18 protein-coding genes and 3 tRNA genes are annotated in these 19,511 nt (G+C 41.6%); 18 read left to right on the top strand and 3 right to left on the bottom strand.

Annotated elements, in window-relative coordinates; all coding sequences use genetic code 11:
* The first annotated feature begins 22 nt into the window (after nucleotides 1-22).
* On the top strand, nucleotides 23-475 hold the full coding sequence (locus SALPA_RS26835; RefSeq protein WP_145101300.1) for a C-GCAxxG-C-C family protein: 453 nt from the start codon (nucleotides 23-25) through the stop codon (nucleotides 473-475).
* 1 nt (nucleotide 476) lies between these two features.
* On the opposite strand, the gene SALPA_RS26830 is transcribed toward SALPA_RS26835, so the two are convergent.
* On the bottom strand, nucleotides 477-1,208 hold the full coding sequence (locus tag SALPA_RS26830; protein WP_145101298.1) for a M48 family metallopeptidase: 732 nt from the start codon (nucleotides 1,206-1,208) through the stop codon (nucleotides 477-479).
* Nucleotides 1,209-1,435: 227 nt separating this feature from the next.
* Here SALPA_RS26830 and SALPA_RS26825 point away from each other — a divergent pair.
* The 11 genes from SALPA_RS26825 to SALPA_RS26775 all read left to right on the top strand — a co-directional run bounded on the left by SALPA_RS26825 (nucleotide 1,436) and on the right by SALPA_RS26775 (nucleotide 12,353).
* A tRNA-Leu gene (locus SALPA_RS26825) sits at nucleotides 1,436-1,521 on the top strand.
* A gap of 212 nt (nucleotides 1,522-1,733) precedes the next feature.
* Complete coding sequence (locus tag SALPA_RS26820) at nucleotides 1,734-2,324, top strand: MerR family transcriptional regulator (protein WP_186451247.1); 591 nt, start codon at nucleotides 1,734-1,736, stop codon at nucleotides 2,322-2,324.
* Between the two features lie 391 nt (nucleotides 2,325-2,715).
* On the top strand, nucleotides 2,716-3,858 hold the full coding sequence (locus SALPA_RS26815) for a nitrogen regulation protein NR(II) (RefSeq protein ID WP_145101294.1): 1,143 nt from the start codon (nucleotides 2,716-2,718) through the stop codon (nucleotides 3,856-3,858).
* A gap of 108 nt (nucleotides 3,859-3,966) precedes the next feature.
* Nucleotides 3,967-5,178 carry a L,D-transpeptidase family protein gene (locus tag SALPA_RS26810; RefSeq protein ID WP_186451246.1) on the top strand — a complete coding sequence of 404 codons (1,212 nt, stop codon included), beginning with the start codon at nucleotides 3,967-3,969 and terminating at the stop codon, nucleotides 5,176-5,178.
* 170 nt (nucleotides 5,179-5,348) lie between these two features.
* A complete protein-coding gene (gene polA / locus SALPA_RS26805; protein WP_145101290.1) occupies nucleotides 5,349-7,991 on the top strand; it encodes a DNA polymerase I in 2,643 nt (880 codons plus the stop codon).
* Nucleotides 7,992-8,005: 14 nt separating this feature from the next.
* Entirely contained in the window at nucleotides 8,006-8,830 is an 825-nt protein-coding gene (gene mutM, locus SALPA_RS26800; RefSeq protein ID WP_145101288.1) for a bifunctional DNA-formamidopyrimidine glycosylase/DNA-(apurinic or apyrimidinic site) lyase, read from the top strand.
* 15 nt (nucleotides 8,831-8,845) lie between these two features.
* On the top strand, nucleotides 8,846-9,445 hold the full coding sequence (gene coaE, locus SALPA_RS26795; protein ID WP_145101286.1) for a dephospho-CoA kinase: 600 nt from the start codon (nucleotides 8,846-8,848) through the stop codon (nucleotides 9,443-9,445).
* A 121-nt stretch (nucleotides 9,446-9,566) separates the two neighbouring features.
* Complete coding sequence (locus SALPA_RS26790) at nucleotides 9,567-10,136, top strand: lytic transglycosylase domain-containing protein (protein WP_145101285.1); 570 nt, start codon at nucleotides 9,567-9,569, stop codon at nucleotides 10,134-10,136.
* 37 nt (nucleotides 10,137-10,173) lie between these two features.
* Nucleotides 10,174-11,802, top strand: coding sequence for a peptide ABC transporter substrate-binding protein (locus tag SALPA_RS26785; RefSeq protein WP_145101283.1), 1,629 nt, complete (start codon nucleotides 10,174-10,176; stop codon nucleotides 11,800-11,802).
* A 309-nt stretch (nucleotides 11,803-12,111) separates the two neighbouring features.
* Nucleotides 12,112-12,197, top strand: a tRNA-Leu gene (locus tag SALPA_RS26780).
* A gap of 70 nt (nucleotides 12,198-12,267) precedes the next feature.
* Nucleotides 12,268-12,353, top strand: a tRNA-Leu gene (locus tag SALPA_RS26775).
* A gap of 178 nt (nucleotides 12,354-12,531) precedes the next feature.
* On the opposite strand, the gene SALPA_RS26770 is transcribed toward SALPA_RS26775, so the two are convergent.
* Nucleotides 12,532-12,933: a tripartite tricarboxylate transporter substrate-binding protein gene (locus SALPA_RS26770; RefSeq protein ID WP_145101281.1), complete on the bottom strand. Its 402-nt coding sequence runs from the start codon at nucleotides 12,931-12,933 to the stop codon at nucleotides 12,532-12,534.
* A gap of 248 nt (nucleotides 12,934-13,181) precedes the next feature.
* Nucleotides 13,182-13,397: a hypothetical protein gene (locus SALPA_RS26765; protein ID WP_145101280.1), complete on the bottom strand. Its 216-nt coding sequence runs from the start codon at nucleotides 13,395-13,397 to the stop codon at nucleotides 13,182-13,184.
* 269 nt (nucleotides 13,398-13,666) lie between these two features.
* Here SALPA_RS26765 and SALPA_RS26760 point away from each other — a divergent pair, with 269 nt between their 5' ends.
* The 6 genes from SALPA_RS26760 to SALPA_RS26735 all read left to right on the top strand — a co-directional run bounded on the left by SALPA_RS26760 (nucleotide 13,667) and on the right by SALPA_RS26735 (nucleotide 19,274).
* Nucleotides 13,667-14,530, top strand: a complete 864-nt coding sequence (locus tag SALPA_RS26760) for an ABC transporter ATP-binding protein (protein ID WP_145101278.1) — start codon at nucleotides 13,667-13,669, stop codon at nucleotides 14,528-14,530.
* 3 nt (nucleotides 14,531-14,533) lie between these two features.
* Nucleotides 14,534-15,607 (top strand): ABC transporter substrate-binding protein, encoded by a 1,074-nt coding sequence (locus SALPA_RS26755; RefSeq protein WP_145101277.1) that lies wholly within the window; start codon nucleotides 14,534-14,536, stop codon nucleotides 15,605-15,607.
* 70 nt (nucleotides 15,608-15,677) lie between these two features.
* Nucleotides 15,678-16,436 (top strand): ABC transporter permease, encoded by a 759-nt coding sequence (locus SALPA_RS26750; protein WP_145101275.1) that lies wholly within the window; start codon nucleotides 15,678-15,680, stop codon nucleotides 16,434-16,436.
* 100 nt (nucleotides 16,437-16,536) lie between these two features.
* Nucleotides 16,537-17,613, top strand: a complete 1,077-nt coding sequence (locus tag SALPA_RS26745; protein ID WP_145101273.1) for a uroporphyrinogen decarboxylase family protein — start codon at nucleotides 16,537-16,539, stop codon at nucleotides 17,611-17,613.
* Between the two features lie 39 nt (nucleotides 17,614-17,652).
* Nucleotides 17,653-18,300 carry a corrinoid protein gene (locus tag SALPA_RS26740; protein WP_145101271.1) on the top strand — a complete coding sequence of 216 codons (648 nt, stop codon included), beginning with the start codon at nucleotides 17,653-17,655 and terminating at the stop codon, nucleotides 18,298-18,300.
* A 104-nt stretch (nucleotides 18,301-18,404) separates the two neighbouring features.
* Entirely contained in the window at nucleotides 18,405-19,274 is an 870-nt protein-coding gene (locus tag SALPA_RS26735; RefSeq protein ID WP_145101269.1) for a uroporphyrinogen decarboxylase family protein, read from the top strand.
* The last annotated feature ends 237 nt before the right edge of the window (nucleotides 19,275-19,511 follow it).

The following is a 19,511-nucleotide window of genomic DNA, read 5'->3' as shown; positions in this document are numbered from 1 at the left end:
CACTAACTAAATGGAGGATATTATGAGCGAACAAAATCAGGTACAGTTAACAGCTAAGGAGTTGACAGGACAACACTTTAAAGACGGCTTTAATTGTGCCGAATCAGTTGTTAGGGCCTTCCGGGACTTTTATAAATTAGATATTTCTGATGAAGCACTAAAGATGTCATCAGGCTTTGGCGGTGGGCTGGGACATGCCGGTTGTATGTGTGGCGCGCTTTCCGGTGCTACGATGGTACTGGGAATGCTACAAGGCCGGTCCAATAAAGAGCAAAGCCGCGGACCTGTTTATGACAGCGCGCAAGAGTTCCATGATATTTTTTCCGGGCAATTTGGTGCTACCTGTTGCCGGGTGCTTAACCCTCATGAATTTGGTAGCAAGGAGCAACGGCATACTTGTTTCAAGTTAACGACTACTACTGCCGAGATATTGCTGAAATATCTCCAGAATAAACAATTGGTACCAGCAAAATAAGCTAAAATAGCCGGGATAACAGCTTGCCATTATCGGTTAGCCATTTACGGCATTCCTGGTAGTTTGGTGAAAACCGGCTGACTTGTTCCCAAAATTTAGCAGAATGATTAGGAACAAGCATATGGCACAGTTCATGAATTACCAGATAATCAGTTACCCAAAGGGGAGCCATGATAATCCGCCAGTTATAATTAATATTACCAAGGCTTGAGCAACTGCCCCACCGGGTTTTTTGGTCTCTGATAGTTATCTTAGCAGGGCGAACACCAATAACCGCGGCCCACTGCTTGGTTTTATCAAGAAATAAACTCCCAGCCTGGTCAACAAGCCAGGCTTTTACTATTTGTTCCACAATAGCTGCAGCCTGTTGATGGTCAGCATAGTTCTGTGGCAATTGCAACTGTAATTCGCAGGGAAGTAAGACTAATTCTACCTTGGTGCTGCCAGGTAAGATTGTCAAAGTATGGGGCTCCCCTTTATACAGTAGCTGTGAGCCAGATTCCAATTGCTGATTAACAGGGTTTTCAGCCAGTGAAGCCAGTTTGTCTAAGCGTTTGCTAAGCCATTTGTTTTTGGCAGTAAAAATATGTTCAATCTCAGACTGAGTCAATTTACCAGGGGTGACAATTTCTACAACAGCAGAGGGGAGTATCCGTAACTGAATGGCCTTGCGACGCTTATCCATTCGGATGGTATAGGTAATGTTTTGTCCATTGATGTTCATTATCGGCATAAGGCTCAATCCTTCCTGGTTATCGCGCGGGGGACTTTTCCCCAGCTATAGTGGTTAACCAAGATATATATTTGTCAGCAAACGATATTCTCCTTTAAACATAAAATAAAAAAATCCCTATAAACGTACTTGACAATAATACGCCTAAATGATATCATAACAAATGTCCGATGCAGGACATAAACAAAATAATTGCTCGGGTGGGATATTTCCTCCTCAAAATTTATGCGGGTGTGGCGGAATGGCAGACGCGGCAGACTCAAAATCTGCTCTGGGTAACTAGGTGGGGGTTCAAGTCCCTTCACCCGCACCATTAAAAGTTCTAAGTTTACTTAGAACTTTTTTTCGTTTGCTCTCAATATCATTTTTGTTACTCTTTAGTCTACGATATTTTTTGTAATATAGTAAAATGAGGACGTAAAAAAAATATTTGTAATTTTTTTACATAAATTCATAAAAATAGCAGGAAAACTACTTTGTGATCGCGAATAGTATCGCAACAACAAAATTGCAGAGGTGGTTTTTGTGTCAGAATTGCTAAGTATCAAAGAGATATCGCAGGAACTGGGCATTCCTCAAAGCACTTTGCGGTATTACCGTGATTTATTCATGGATTATTTGCCAGCTGCCGGTGAAGGGAAAAAGAAACGCTTTTATCCCGAGGCGGTTGTCGTGTTTCAGACTATTGCCAAAGGTATGCATAAAAACAAAAGTGCTGATGATATTGCCAGTGACCTCAATCAGCGTTTTACCCGCTTTATTGACGTTAATGAGGCCGAGGAAAAAACGCAGGAAAGCAGCGCAACATATTCGCAAAAGGATGAAATCCATCAATCGCAAGCCTTGACGTCACTAACGCAGCTTGACGGTTCGGCGATAATGGCTGTGGTTGCTTCACAAAATCAAGCTTTACAGCAAATAGCGGCTACGATTAGTATTGTTAATGAACAGCAGGAAGAATTGCACAATTTAAAGCAAGAGGTAAACAAATTGGAGGAACGGCTGGAAAAAGAGCTGACTGATCATTTCCAGTTGGTAGATACCCAGTTGCGTCAGGCTATAGAGCAAAGGGAAACCAAAAAAACCAAGTCATTCTGGCAGCGGTTATTTGCATAAATTTAAAAGGCTAAACAAATGAAACGGCAGCGGCAAAAGGTGTAATTACCTAGGCTGCTGCCTTTTATATTCGGCTAATACATGGTAAAAAATGTAAAAAGAATTCATTGAATTACAAATAATGGAAATTAATGAAGCTTAGTACCTTATTATGCTGCAAAAATAGTGGATAGTAATCCGGAACGGCGGCAACATGTCGAATTAGGCAACTGTGAAAATAGTAGACAACAAAAGGTCTGAATGGCTGCCTGGAGTTAATTCGACATGTAAATATTAAAAAGTGTCGGTTTTTTACGAAAAGTTATTCTGCTGATTTGGCAGGAATTACAAAAATTTACAAGAATGTTTACTACAAGAATTAATAAAAATGGTCGGTAGGAGGAGATCGAAAATGTCGGCTGCAGAAGCGCTCAACAGTAAAATAGTATATTTGCACGGAGAAGATGATTATCAAGACTCCATTGACACTACAACCGGAATTATTTTCCTAGACAATGATTTTCGGGTAAAAAATCTAAATCGCGAAGCTGAAAAAATTTGTGGAGTTGAGCGGGCCAGGTCAATTGGCAGAAGGGCGGATGATGTTTTTAAGCAGCATGGCGATAAATTTTTACAAGCCTTTCATCTGCAAGAATATGAAGAATTAAATACGATTAATTTAAAATTAAAAGTACAAGATCAATTTATCTATGCCCATATTGATACGCTCAAGCTTCGGAGCAATGCTGGACAAGCCAATGGATTGATTGTTATTATCCAGGATTTATCAGCAGTTCGGGCCACAATCAAACAAATACAGGTAACGCAAATGCTAATGTCGCTAGGCGAATTGGCGGCAGGGGTAGCGCATCATGTCCGGACACCGCTTACTACCATCAGCGGCTATTTGCAGGTAATGCTCGGCCGTTTGGAAGATGATCGCTACACGGTGGGACGTGATGTGCTGGAAATGATGCTAGATGAAGTATCTGCTATCAATAGTGTAGTAAAGGAACTTGTTTTATTTGCCAATCCACCAGTTAATAAAGAAGATAATATTGATATAAATCGCACTATTGGGGAAGCACTGCTTTTGACCTTTAAACAACTGGATGGTGAAAAAATTGAAATCGATAAACAGCTGGCTCCTAACCTGCCGCTGCTCAAGGTGGATAGTAATTTAATAAAACAGGCCATTGTAAATGTAATGCAAAATGCTATGGAAGCAATGCCGGGAGAAGGGGTACTGTCAGTAAAGACTTGGCTTAATTCTGAGCTTAATATGCTGGTTATTGCTATCAGTGATACTGGATCAGGGGTAAATCCTGAAATTCTGCCCCGGATATTTGAACCATTTTATACAACGAAACTTGAGCATATGGGACTTGGCCTGCCTGTTGCTCATCGGATTATTGGCGAGCATGGTGGCTTTATCAATATCAGCCCAGCTAACCAGATAAACACAGGTGCTTGTATCCATATCTATCTTCCTATAATTGATGACCGCCACCGGCATTTACGGATAATAGATCAGCAGATACTTAACCTACAGTAAGGAGATAATGAAAATCACTACAAATATTATTGCAAGTAGGGGTAATATTGCCTGGTATTCTTCATATTATGTTATTGTTACAAAAATTAATGTGAAGAAGGGATGCAAGTGTTACTCCGGTTTAGGTTTTGGTTTACTACACTTTTTTTATTAATTATTGTTAGTTGCTACTCCACAACAATTGCGCTGGCTGGACCCAGTATTACGGTGAATTTGCCTAGTCGAACGATTGAACTGTTTGCAGACAATAAAGTAATAAAAGAATTCCCCATAGCTATTGGAAAAGCATCTACTCCTACCCCAATTGGTACGTTTGCTATTATCAGTAAGGATATAAATCCTGCCTGGTATCCGCCAGATCAGCCGGGGAAAGTAGTACCATCCGGACCAGACAACCCATTAGGCTACCGTTGGCTGGGTATCTGGAATAATTACGGAATCCATGGTACCAATGCACCTGAGTCAATTGGTGACGCTGTGTCAAATGGCTGTATTCGCATGCAGGAAGTTGATGTAGAAGAACTTTTTGAGTTGGTTAATTGCGGAACACCAGTAAAAATAACCTATGACCGGGTAAAGGTTCGAACCAATGCCCGGGGGCAGGTGTTACTGGCTGTTTATCCTGATATTTATGGTTATAGCAGTATTACTGTCCAGGATGTTAGAAACAAACTGAATACGTACCGCCTAAATACGCTGGTACCTGACGAGTTATTGCGCGAAATGATTAATGATCCAAGTGATGAGCAGGTCGTTATTGCAAATCGGTTTGCGATTCAGGTTAACGGTAAGCAAATAAGTGAACAAGGGCTAATTGTTCAGGATGTGCGCTATGTTCCCATCTATGCGGTTGCCGGGACGCTCAAGCGGCAAATAAAGTGGGATGAGAAAACCAAGGTCGTTCAATATGGAGCAACCACCGTACCGGGTATTGTAGTTGACAATGTGGTATATGTAGCTACAGACAAGCTGACAGCATTATTTGCCAGCCAGCCAAGCTGGAAAAACGAAGAAAATACGTTATTTTTGGAATACCAGGGAGTTTTCCTGAATGATAAGCCAGTCAATCTTGAGGTACATGAGCTGCAGGGAATAGCAGCAGTACCGGCACTGCCATTGGCAGAGGCTCTCGGGTATAAAGTTAACTGGAATCAGGAGAAACAATTATTAACTATGGCAGTTAAGGGGGAAATTGTTACCATACCTATTGTTATGGTAGATAGTGTTCCGTTCATCAAAATCACAAATATCAATCAATATTTTAATGCCTATGTATATTGGAATAAAGAAGCTAAAACGATAGAATTTATTTATCCGTAAAGGCAAGGACTATTTTGAAACGAGATTGCTTCGTCGTATGCGAAAGCAATCTCGTTTTTTCTTAATACATAAGGTTGGAGTATATTTAGAAAAATAGAGAAGGGATTTAAAGTACTAATAGCCAATACAGATAGACTGGATACAATATTGGAGCATAAGGTGGTGGGCATATGTCCCAAAAATTTATTATAATTGACGGTAGTAGTTTAGTGCATCGCGCATTCCATGCATTACCCATGCTGCGTACGGCAGATGGGCTATATACTAATGCGGTATATGGGTTTACTACTATGCTTGTCAAACTGTTAACAGAGTACAGCCCGGATTTAGTTGCTGTGGCGTTTGATAAAAGCCGGGTTACCTTTCGAACAGAGGTCTATCAGCAGTATAAGGGGCAGAGGCAGGCTACTCCCAGTGAGTTATCTGAACAATTTCCGCTGGTGCGTGAGTTACTCCAGGCACTTGGTATAACTACCCTGGAGGAACAAGGCTATGAGGCTGACGATATTATTGGGACATTATCTGAAAAGGCAGCTAAGCTGGGGTTTGAAGTTCTTATTGTTACCGGTGACCGTGATGCGTTGCAATTGATAGGACCAGCAGTCAAGGTATTGCTTACTAGAAAGGGTATAACAGAAACGGAAACCATTGATGTTCCGGCACTTAAAGAAAAATATGGGCTAACTCCAAGTCAGATGATTGATATGAAAGGGTTAATGGGAGATACTTCTGATAATATACCAGGCGTTCCAGGCATTGGCGAAAAAACGGCGCTCAAGCTATTGGCCGAATTTAGTTCCATGGAAAATGTCCTGAATAATATTGATAAAGTTGCCGGGAAAAAACTGCAGGAAAATCTCCGGCAATATACAGACCAAGCAGTATTATCTAAGCAATTGGCAACCATTATTCGTGATATGAACATCGATTTTATTCCTGAAACTTTGGGCATTACTCCGGCAAAACAAGCTGTCAAAGAATTGTTTATAAAATTTGAATTTAAAAGCCTGATAAACAAGGTCGATACGCTGTTTCCGGGAAACTGTGCGCCAGGTGCCGCTGAGGAACCTGCGAACGAGGTGGAGTTTTTGCCGTTGGTTACGGTCACCAGCCGCTCGGCGGCAATCGCACTTTATACGGAAGCAAAAGATCTGAAGCGAATCAGCTGTTATCCGCTGCCGGCAGGGCATTCGCCGTTAGCCGGACTGCTCGGTCTGGGTATTACTTGCGCAGATAAAACCGTTTTTATTCCTGCTGACTGTGAAGGCTGGGAGGTTGTTTTTGATCTTTTGGCTGATACCGGTATAATAGTAGATACCTACGACTCGAAGAAACTGTATCATATCTGCCAGCTAAGAGGCTCTGCATTACAAGCACAGCTATTTGATGTGCTGATTGCCGCCTATTTGCTTGAACCTACGGCAGCTTCCTACCCGCTTGATGTTTTGGCAGAAAAATATTTGGGGCAGGCTGCCTCTTTGCCGGCCGGGGACAAGCAGATGATGCAACGACCGGAGTTTGCCTGCTGGGCCAGCAAGGTTGTGGGGCAATTGCAAGCCAGTCTTGCCGCAGCACTGGCTGAGGACGGACTGGACAACTTGTTCGAACAAGTTGAATTACCACTTGTCGAGACTTTAGCAGCCATGGAGGTCGCTGGCATTCGCGTTGATCAAGAATACCTTAAGGAGATGGCAGTAAGTATTGCCGCTAAAATTGACCAGCTTGTTAGTGAAATCTATCTGCTTGCCGGTGAAAATTTTAATATAAATTCTACGAAGCAATTGGGTGTCATTCTGTTTGAAAAGTTGCAGCTTCCGATTATTAAAAAGACGAAAACCGGTTACTCTACTGACGCGGAAGTATTGGAAAAACTAGCAGGTCAGCATCCACTTATTGACAAGCTGTTAGAGTACAGGATGATGACAAAACTCAAATCAACCTATCTTGATGGCTTGGAAGTGTTAATCCAGCCAGAAACTGGCAGAATCCATACCAGCTTTAACCAAATGGTTACGGCTACCGGCAGACTAAGCAGTTCTGAGCCTAACCTGCAGAATATTCCTGTTCGTTCTGATATGGGCCGGAAAATCAGGGAGTTATTTGTTCCCGGTGAGGGCTATCAATATATTATGTCTGCCGACTATTCGCAGATTGAACTGCGCATCCTGGCCCATATGGCTGGAGATACTAGTTTGCTGGAGGCATTTAGGCATAATCAGGATATACATACCCGGACGGCAGCTGAGGTTTTTGGTGTAACCATGTCAGAGGTTACGCCAGAACTGCGCTCTAGAGCCAAAGCCGTCAATTTTGGTATCGTGTATGGTATCAGTGATTATGGTTTGTCACGGGATATCGGCGTTAGCCGGAAAGAAGCCGCTCATTATATTGCCAGCTATTTTGCCAAATACCAGGGGGTAAAACGCTATATTGACGAGAGTGTTGCCAGTGCCCATCGGGATGGCTATGTAACTACTCTGTTTGGGCGTCGACGTCAGCTGCCTGATATTAATAGCCGCAACTTTAATCAACGTTCCTTTGCGGAACGTACGGCGATGAACACTCCTATTCAGGGTGCTGCAGCTGATATCATTAAAATTGCTATGAATAAGGTTTACGCTGCCCTTAAGACCAAAGGACTTAAGAGCCGGCTGTTATTACAGGTACATGACGAATTATTGCTGGAAGTAACAGCAGAGGAACTTAATCAGGTAACCTCACTTGTAAAACAAGCTATGGAGCAAGCGGTGGAACTTACCGTACCGTTAGTGGCCGATGTTAAAGCAGGCCCCAATTGGGCCAAAGCTAAGTAAGAAGGGGATGCATTATGCCGGAAATGCCGGAAGTCGAAACAATTCGTCGGACACTTGCAGACAGGGTAGAGGGGCGCAAGATTATTCGAGTGGATATTGGTTTGCCCCGCCTTGTAAAATGGCCGACAGCAGCTGAATTCCAGGCTGTCCTTACAGATAGAACGATTACGAAATTGGTGCGCCGCGGCAAATATCTGCTTTTTTATCTTGATAACAATTTTGTACTCATTATTCATTTACGGATGACCGGACGTTTGTATTATAAAACGCCAGGCAGTGAGCTTGATAAGTTTACTCATATTTTATTTAAACTTGATAATGATGACATTTTGTTATATGCTGATACGCGTACGCTGGGAACACTTTATCTGATGCCAGAGGAGGAACTGTGGCGTATTGCCGGCCTGGCCTCTATGGGACCGGAGCCATTGTCAGCAGAATTTACATTAGAATATTTTGCTGACATGCTAAGTAAACGCCGGGCTAAGATAAAGACGGTGCTGCTTAATCAGAAGTTGATTGGCGGTCTTGGTAATATTTATGTTGATGAAGCCTTAGCCGTTGCCTGCATTGATCCGGAACGTATAGCAAGCAGCCTTACTGCACAAGAGGCAAACTACCTCCATCAGGCGATTAATCAGGTTATTGCTGACGGCATAGCGCATGGCGGCACTACCTTTCGTGATTATCGCGACGGCGCCGGCCAGAGTGGCAGTCACCAGCGGTATCTGCAGGTTTATGGACGAACCAACGAGCCTTGTCAGCGCTGCGGCGGTATCATTGCCCGCAAGGAAGTGGCTGGCCGTGGTACGCATTATTGTCCTAACTGCCAGAAGTAGCCGGGAGGATAAAGCATGTATTTAATTGGATTAACCGGAGGAATTGCGAGCGGTAAAAGCACAGTAAGCCGGATGCTTAGTGAATTAGGTGCATTTATTGTTGATGCTGACAAGCTTTCCCGAGAGGTTACGCAACCGGGAAAACCAGCCTGGCAAGAAATTATTGAAAAATTTGGTCAGGATATTGTTCAGGATAATGGCGAAATTGACCGCAAACATCTGGGCCAATTGGTATTTGCCAACAAGCAGGCTCGCTCTGAACTAGAAGAGATTACCCATCCACATATTGAAGCAGCAGCAAAAGCGGCTATGGCTGCTGCCTCGGCAGGCGGTTTTGCTGTGGTTGTACTTGATGCCCCGCTCTTAATTGAAGTGGGGTGGCATACCAGGGTTGATGCCGTATGGGTAGTCTATGTCAATGAACAGACGCAGCTCAAGCGGCTAATGGCGCGTGACAATAGTGGCAGGGAGGCTGCACAAGCCAGAATCAATGCCCAGCTTTCACTTACGGAAAAGCTGAAATATGCCGATGTTGTTATTAATAACGGTGACGCTATCGAAATTACCAAAAAAAATGTCCAAAAAGCTTGGAAAGAGATAGATATTCCGCATTAAAATGTGCAGATCCAGGCTGTAACATGTTGTATATATTGAAGAGCAGTTAAAATTAGTGGTATTTTTTAGCGAGTGTACACATAATTTTCTACAGTGATTTTCTTATTACGGAGTGATTTTATTGCGTATCTGGACTTGGCTGAAAGTCCTGATAATTGGTCTGTTATTAGCTGCCATAGGAGTATATGCTGTATTCGCCAGTGATTGGTTTCAGAAGAAGTATATGTATCCATTTTTATATCAGGAAGCCGTATATACCTATGCACTGGAACGAGAACTCGACCCATTTTTAGTCACCGGTGTTATTCGAACAGAAAGTAAATTTATTAGTGAAGCCCGGTCACCCAAAGGGGCATTAGGATTAATGCAAATTATGCCTGAAACCGGTCGATGGATAGCCGAACAGCTTGGAGAAACAGAATACATGACCGCCGATTTGATAGATCCGGACCTGAACATTCGGTTTGGCAGCTGGTATTTGGCCTCCTTGAAAAAAGAGTTTGGCGGCAATGAGGTATTAATTCTTGCCGCTTATAATGGCGGTCGCGGCAATGTGAAGCAATGGATTGAACGGTATGGTTGGTCCAAAGATTTTGACGATATTCAGCAAATCCCTTTTAAAGAGACCAGAGAGTATGTAGAAAAAGTAATGTTCAGTAAGAAACGGTATATAGAATTATATGGTAGATAAGTTTTAGAACAAGGGAAATGAGGAGAATGCATCATAAATGCGTAAGCTAATGATTCTATTATTGGTACTATTCATTGTTGTCATTACCGGTTGTAGTCATAAGGCAGATACTTTGACTCCAGAAGAGAAAAAAGTGAATGTTCAGCAGGGTGGTCAACTTAAGTATGGCAGTTTGAATGAGCCTAACACGCTCAATCCACTGATTTCTAATCTATTGGCGACCGCTGAAGTAGGTAAACTAGTGTTTAGCGGCTTGGTAGTTACCGGGGATAAAGGGGAATGGGTTCCAGATTTAGCAGTTGGTGTGCCAACAACTGCTAATGGAGGTGTTGCTGCCGACGGGCGTACAGTAACATACCGTTTGCGTCAGGGAGTAACATGGCATGACGGCACACCTTTTACTGCCGCAGATGTTAAGTTTACCTGGCAGTATATTATGAATCCGAAAGTAAATGTTGTGTCAAGAACTGGCTATGATCAGATTAGTTCTATTGAGACCCCGGATAAATATACTGTTGTTGTCAAGTTTCGCGAATACTATGCGCCATATTTAACGTTGTTTGGCACAATATTGCCAAAACATAAGTTGGAAAATGTCGGCGATCTCAATAAAGATCCTTTTAACCGAGCGCCAATCGGTACTGGTCCATTTAAATTTAGGGAATGGCAGGTGGCGGAGGCTCTTATTTTTGATGCCAACCCCGGCTATTATCGTGGTAAACCAGTTTTAGACAGTATTGTTTATAAAATTGTTCCTGAACAAAACCTTTTGCTCACGCAGCTAAAAACAGGAGAATTGGATGTTGTCGGTAATATTGCCTTTTCTAATTTTGAACAGGTCAAGACCATAGACGGGATACGAACAGTTATTGAACCAACTATGGTTTGGGAGCATATGGATTTTAACCTTGATAATGTATTGTTTCAAGACCTGCGGGTGCGTCAAGCCATTGCCGCTGCTATTGACCGTCAAGCCATTGTTGCGAATGTACTTAAAGGGGTTGCTGTTCCAGCTTATGGTGATCAGTCGCCTTTATCCTGGGCCTACAATCCAATGCAGCAGCCGCCCACCAGAGATGTTAACATTGCCCGTGAATTATTGACGCAAGCTGGCTGGACTCCCGGACCGGACGGGATAATGACCAAGGAAAACAAGAAACTGGCATTTGCGCTGGCTATCCCCAACGGTAATAGACAACGGGAACAAACGGCGCAAAAGATTGTTGAACAGCTTAAAGAAGTTGGTATTACTGTTGAAGTACGGCCTGTTGATACACAGCTGTTTTTTAGTGATATTTTAAAGAACCGTCGATTTGAGGCGGCTATTTATGCCTGGGTTGCCGGCGTTGATCCAGATAATCTCAATCTTTGGCATTCGCGAAAAATCCCAGGTCGTGGCAATGACGGCCAGAATTATTCTGGTTGGCGTAATCCGGAGATCGATAAATTGACTGAACTGGGGACGAAAACAGTAGATGTTACTGCCAGAAAAGATATTTATTTTCGCATTCAGGATATAATCAGAGAAGATTGTCCTGTTGTGCCGCTGTACTTTAGAGGGAATATTGCTGCTGTAAAAGAAACAGTGGCTAACTACCAGACCAATCCAAATCCGGCTGGTAATCTATGGAATGCCTGGCAGTGGGGGTTTAGTGCTGCCAAATGAGTGAACTTGTTTCAGCATAGCTGAAACATCGGCGGGTTCAGGTGGGGAGTCTACCCCACCTGAACAAACGCCGCCTGCAGAGGCGGGAGTCTTAACTCGCCGCAAAAGATAAAGTGAGACTAAACATCAGATGGGGGTAACCTCATCTGATGTTTAGTTATTGACGGTAATTTACGGTATGATAAGATATAGCAGGTTGTGCAAAGGGTGATAAAAGCTTAGAATAGTTTCAAAGTAAGACTCCATAATATTTGTGCTTGACGAAACAGCTATTTTGTCATATAATATCGATTGTTGATAATTGATCATGCGGCCGTGGCGGAACGGCAGACGCGCTAGCCTCAGGAGCTAGTGGGGGCAACCTCGTGGTGGTTCAAATCCACTCGGCCGCACCAACTAGACGTTCGATATACGACATTCAATATTCTTACGAAAATCGTAAGTCGAAGATTGAAAATCAAATATGCGGTAGTGGCGGAACGGCAGACGCACCAGCTTGAGGGGCTGGCGGGGGCAACCTCGTGATGGTTCAAATCCATTCTACCGCACCAAAATGAAGCTTTTGAGATGATTTCTCAAAAGTTTTTTGTTTTATCAAAAAAATGCATCCTCAAAACATTGAAGATGCATTTTTTCTTGGCTGATATATTAGTTTTCTACAAAAATAATATTATTCAATCGGAAATAAATAAACCCAAGGAACAGAAACCGCTTTCCTGATGCTCTGAATTAGAAGTTATCAGTTAGTTTTTTCGCCGCTATAAGCTCGGCGATTCCAGTTTCTTTTACCACTTTTGTAAGGTGTTCAGTTTCACTATTCCACTTTTCGCTAAACTCTTGTGGTCCGAGGTATTCAATGGTTATCCCAAAGTTCTCCAAATCTTTTTTTATAGCCTCATCATGAATAATTAGCTTAATCCCTTTGACTAGTTTTTCTTTCACATCTCTCGATAGTCCTTTCGGAGCTCCAACTCCAAGCCAAAGACTAAATACTACAGCTAGACCTTGTTCCTTAAAAGTCGGCACAGCCTTGAATAGAGGATCAGCCAGATGTTGCTCTGTCGCAACTGACAACACTTTAATTTTACCGTTTACTACAAGGTGCCTTACTTGAGAATGATCAGTAAACACAAGTTGTCAAAATGATAGCAGCAAAATAAAGGATGAGAAAATTAGTTTTCTCACTGACTACCGAATGCTTGCCCTAACGGCAGCTTATCAAAAAAAATTACGTGAAACCATGAAAAATCTAGAAGCTAATATTGGCTGTGATAAATAGAACTTTACCGGAGACCGGGTTACCGACAACTATGCATTTAGCGGTTCCCATAGTCTCTTGGAGTATAGCTTCGCAGTAATTCAGTGTAAATCAAAATAGCTTAACTGGTGACCATTTTATGTTGGGTACCAGTTAAGCTATTTTGATATCCTACGGATAAACCTATAATACACCTCATAATCAATGTTTCAATCAACAATCCTGGTAAAATTTTAGAATTAGCTTCTCGCCAATGTACCATATGATTAATAGTCTCTTGAATTTTTGCTAAACGGCTTTCTGTAAAGCTGTTTTTTGAATTATTTTCGCTTTCCATTTATATGACGACTTGCGGAATATGGGTTAATATTGTATATTTACTGTATATCTATTATACATTTACTATATATTACTGTGGTTATTCAACTTTTGAAGCATAAAGATGTATTTTTAACAAAATGTTTATATTGTTGCTGTTTTAGCAGGAGAAAGTGTTTAATAAAAGGGGATGACCATATTAGAAGTAATCATGATTATTATTTAGATGAGGAATGGAAGCCCTAATGACCTACAACGAATAAAATCGCAGGAATTATGGAGGTTTATATGCTAGATGTATCAATGAATAATTTGCAATTTGGTTATGACGGGGAGTTGGTTTTAAGTGGCGTAGATTATAAAGCCAAAGCCGGTGATTTTGTTTGTCTTTTGGGACAATCTGGTTGTGGAAAAAGTACGCTTTTACGATTGCTTGCTGGTTTAGAAAAGTCAAATTCTGAGCAGCTGCGAGTTGCTGGTAAGCCTGTTACCGGGCCAAGCCTAGATAGAGCTATGGTATTTCAGGATTATGGCTTATTCCCATGGATGACAGCTGGTGATAACATCTGCATTGCATTAAAGCAAAGGTATAAGGAGTGGGATAAACACAAAAGAAAAGAGGTAGCTTTGGAATGGGTGCGCAATTTGGGCTTGGACGAAGACCTTTTTGACAAATTCCCAATGAACCTTTCTGGGGGGCAAAAGCAACGTTTTGCAACCGCTCGTGCTTTTGCAATGGATGCTCCATTGCTCTTGATGGATGAGCCTTTTGGGGCTTTGGATGCTGTTACCAAAGCATTGTTGCAAGATACCGTTTTGGAGTTGTGGCAAAATGGAAAGGAAAACCGCAAGACTATCTTTTTTGTAACCCACAGTGTTGACGAGGCATTGCTGCTGGCAACAGATATTTTGGTTTTGGGACAAGCTCCAAGCAAAATCATTTATACTCATTCATTTACCGAAGAAACAAAGCCAAGACGGGAAACCTTGTTTACGGATCCAGCGGTGTTGGATTTACGCAACCTCTTGATGAAAATCATCAATGATGAAGTTCACGAAAAAGCACATCGCCTGAAGCAAGAAAAAGCGAAGGCCGTTGTTGGCAACCATCCGGAAAAAGTATCATTTTTCAAAAGAAAGAAGGCTAACTAATTAATGAAAAAACTATTATTCGTAATTATTTTTTGTTTAGTTGCGTCGCTTGCACTTGTAGGCTGTGCTTCTAGTACTAGTACAAATACTAAAGGTACCGCCAATACCAAAACCGATGTTTTGAAAATTTCCGTTGCTGCTCAAAACAACTCCGGACAAGTTTTCCAATATATAGCTGAAGCTCGCGGGTTCTTAAAAGAAGAAGGCGTTGATGTCAATATGGTATATATCAACAATGGTACAGATGCTTTCACAGCTCTTGCCGGTGGCAAGGTTGATGTAATCTCTACCTACGGTACTGGTGGTCCACTCATTCAAATTGCTAATGGCCAAGATTTTACCGTTTTCGGCGGCTATATGATTATTGGTGAAACACCTTGCTTTGCTAAACCTGAAACCGAATGGACAGGCCTGGAAAGCTTTCGTGGCAAAAAAATTGGTATTACTCGTGGTGGCACACCTGATATCGTCTTGAAAGGTATATTATATGATGCAGGTCTACTTAATGATGTAACCTTTGTTGAATATAAGAAAAACCAAGAGGTTTTACAAGCTATAGCCAGCGGCGAAGTTGACTTTGGGGCAACCGCAACCGGTTATGAATTGCAAGCAGCCGATCTAGGCTTGAAAGTCAAAATGTGGCCTGATGAGTACTGGCCAAACCATTCCTGCTGTCGTATGCTTGCTACAGGCACATGGATGAAAGACGAAAAAAATCAAGAAGCGCTGTATCGGTTGCTCCGTGCATATTTGAGAGCTGAAGAAGCAATGCAGGGCAACAAGGACGAAGTTGTTGATTTGGTTGTAAAAAAACTTGACCTTGACAAAGCTACTGTAGCAAGCTTTGTTAAGAGCGAGCATATGAAATACGATTCTGACCCATACAAAGACAGTGTAGTCAAGATGTGGAACAAAATGGGTAAATTCGGTTATATAAAAGATAACAAAATCAAAATCGAAGATCATATCAATACTAAAATTTATAAAAAGGCTTTGGATTCTTTGATTAGCGATTATCCTGATAGCCAATTCTTTAAAGATAAACTTGTTCAATTCAACAAAAACAACGCAGAGTGAAATTGTTTTGTTGTTAAGGGAAAATTTAATTTGACAATTTTCTGTCAAGTTTGAAAAGAGGTATTTGTTGATGGGGAAAATTGCCAAAAATTATAGTGGCATTATCACTATAGGTATTTGCATTTTGCTTGGCTATATCTTGCTGACTGATGTGTTTGGAGTTTTATCCACCTTTCTTTTTCCAAGCATCTTTAAAGTTATCAAACTGTTTCCTCAATATATTGGCCAGCTGTTGAACGGTTTAAAAAGTTCGTTGTATTTGTTGGGTACTGCTTATGTTTTGGCTGTTATCAGTGCAATTACACTTGGCACTCTGATTGGTTTAAAAAGCGGTTTGCGCAGAAACGTGACACCTTATATCTATGCTTTCAGTGCTATTCCGGTGCCACTTCTTACACCCTATGCGATCAACTTGTTTCCAACTTTCCAGACAGCTTCTATCTTTTTGATTTGGCTGGCTGCATTCTGGGTGATTTTGGGGACAACCATCGGTGCCGTTATGAGTATTGACAAACGTTATTTGGAAACTGCGTCAACCTTGGAAATGCCGAAAATAGAAATGCTTTTCCATATTATTTTGCCGGCGGCATCTCCTAGCATTTTGGTTGGTTGTTCCATAGCCTTAACCTTATCATTTATGATGTTGGCTGTTGCTGAAATGTTCGGCGCAAGCTCTGGTATGGCCTATTTTGTTCAATACTATTCTGACTTTGCAAAGTTTGATGTGGTAATGCTGGGCTTCTTATTTACAGCTGCGGTTTTAGTCTTGATTATGTATATCTTTGATACAATCAAACACCGGATTTTGCATTGGACAATAAATAACTAATTATTGAATTTCATAATGTTACAGAAAATGGGACGGTGTTAGTGATGACAATACACCGTCCTTTACCTGAATTCAATACTAAAGAGGGGACTGAATTGATATGCAAGATCAAATGACGCCAGCTCAAAGAGCTGCTGCTATTGCTAATGGCTCAGAGGTAGATAGATTGCCATGTAACCCCAATATCGCAAATGGAGTTGCCAGAGTCTATGGCTGCAAAATTTCCGAGTTTAATCACAATCCTAAAGCTATTGCCGAGGCACAAATGGCTGCGTATCGTAAGTTTGGCTGCGATGGTTTGCGCATTTTTACTGATTTATTCCCATGGGCAGAAGCAATGGGTGCCACAGTTGCTTATCCAGATGATGATACGGCTGATTTGCTAAAACCTGCAATTTCCAGTGTGGAGGACATTGATAAACTTCACCCAGCTAATCCCTATAAGGATGGACGGCTGCCGGTGCAACTGGAAGCAATGAAATATCTAAAGGATCTTGCAAAGGATGAAATAACATGTTCTGCAGGTATTGTAGGAGCATTTACTAATGCATTTTTTTTATTCAATACAAGCAAAACGCTAAAGCTTATTCACAAAAACCCTGAAGCAGTACATAAGCTTTGTCGGGTTTCCCTCGAAACCTGTAAAGCTTATGCTAAAGCGGCACTGGATATTGGCTTAAATCCCACTATATCAGAACCAATGTCATCCTGTACTGTAGTCAGCCCCAAGGTTTTTCGTGAATTTTCTTTACCTTATCTTAAAGAGCTTGTAGACTTTATAAAAAGCTATGGGTCTAACCCAGTTGTGCATATTTGCGGCCAAACTGACAAAATATGGAGGGACGTTGTTGAGCTGGGGATTGGCGGTATCAGCATTGATAATGTAGCCAGCTTAAAGGAATGTAAGCTGGCTGTTGGTTCGCAAACCAAAATTATGGGTAACGTAGATCCCGGTGGAATCATGTATTCAGGAACTCCACAAGATGTTCGTACTAAAACCTTGGAGGGAATTTTGGATGCTTATGATTCTCCTAAAGGCTATGTGATTATGTCTGGGTGCAGCTTACCTGTAGAAACGCCTTTTGAAAATATTCAAACGATGATGGATACTGTACGTGAGGTTGGTTATCCTGTTTGTCCTGAACGTGTTAGAGAAATGATTCAAAGTGGTAAGTAAGCTGTTGTGCAGATCAAATTAAGAAGGGAATAGATTGAGATGGAGAACAAGGAAGAATTACTAAAATCATTATCAGAGTGCGTTGTGGAAATGGAAGATGACAAAATCATTTCCACAGCAGAAGAATATATACAATCCGGATATCCCGCTATTGAGGGTCTTCTGTATGGATTGGTAGACGGAATGAATAAGGCTGCCGACTTGTATGAAAATGAAGAATATTTTATACCTGAACTCTTGATTTGTTCTGATGCCATGTATAATGGCCTGGATGTGTTACGCCCACATTTGGGAAAATCTGATTATAAGCAAAAGACTAAGGTGGTCATCGGCGTTGTAGAAGGTGATACCCATGATATTGGGAAGAATCTGGTGAAAATCATGCTGGAAACAGCGGGATATGAACTTATCGACTTGGGACGCAATGTTCCTGCTGTAGCTTTTATTGATTCTGTCAAAAACACTGGAGCAGGTGTAGTTGCGCTTGCAACTTTAATGTCCACTAGTACCGAAAATATGAAAGAGGTTATTGATTTACTGAATAGAGAAGGTCTGCGTGAAAATGTAAAGGTTGTTGTAGGCGGAGGACCTATTTCAGCTGCTTTTGCCAAGAAGATAGGTGCTGATGGATATGCGGCAAGTGCAGTGGAAGCTGTTAAATTGGTTAATCGTTTAATTGGCGTATAGTCGTTATAAGCTGCCTATTTCTTACCATATATCATTTCTTGACTCTGTTCTTTCTGGGCAGTGTGATGAAGTTTGCCATTTCAATCTGAAGGGGGGTTAGATGGATGGAGTTTGTTGATGTAAAATGTCCGTTGGGATCTGATATTTGTGGATTTGACGAAAAGGTTGTTGAACAAGTGGGGTTGGAATTTCCCCAAGCTTATACCTATGCAGAAGGGATTGCTAAAATTGCAGCGGTTGTTCGCGAACAGGAGCATGGTGCAGTTTGTATGATTCCATTCTGCCATACTGTGGAGGCAGAAAATTATGGTGGAGATATTGAGCTTGGAAATGCAAGGATTGGACCTAGATGTAATATGCCTATCTATTCCTCGGCAGAAGATCTCCTTAGATTACCTGAGTTGGATTTTGGGAAGGGAAGGCTAGGGGAGGTCATTAAGTCCATTTCTATTTTGAAAGCCAAAGGTGAGTCAGTGGGTGTTGAAATTTGCGGCCCTATCACAACACTTAATAACTTGATTGATATAGCTAAGCTGTTTAAAATTTGGAGAAAAGAACCGGAAATAATCACTGTAACCATGGAAAAGATGAGATTAGAACTATTGAAGTATATAGAAAAAGCACTTGATGCTGGTGTGGATTTTATAGCATTTGAAGATCCTGTCGGCGGGTTCAATATCCTTGGACCAAAATATTTTGAGCAACAGGGGAGGAACTTTTCTTATCCGTTTGTTCAGGCTGCATTGAAGCTCATTGACGGAAGATGTGTGATGCATCTATGTCCAAAGACAACATCACAGCTTGTATCACTTGGTTTTGCACAATGGGATGAGTTTGATCTTCCAGAGGAGATGACGTACGCAAAAGTATGTTTGGAGTTACGAGGAAAGATCAAACTAGTAGGCAATATCTGTATTCACAACCGCAATAGGTTGCTTGCAAATAAAAAAATGAAGAGTTTGAAATTGCTTTAAAATAGGTATGGCTGAACAGGCAATATCGAAAGTTTAGATATTATATACAGCGTGTGGTCGGAGAACCTATTTTCCCTTGCAAATATTCGAACGATTAGCGACAGTAAAGGAAATGAATACAAATGCGTTCCGATACGTCAAATCGGATATAATTTACCTGAGAAACATCGGAGAGCATGACATTAAAGAGATACTAGGCGACAGAGCATTCCTGTCGCTTTTATTGCGTAAGCAGAA

Origin of the sequence: Sporomusa sp. KB1 (assembly GCF_007830295.1) — a bacterium.
Classification (GTDB): domain Bacteria; phylum Bacillota; class Negativicutes; order Sporomusales; family Sporomusaceae; genus Sporomusa.
The sequence above is the reverse complement of the archived record's forward strand: the minus strand, read 5'-3'. Positions and strand labels throughout refer to the sequence as shown.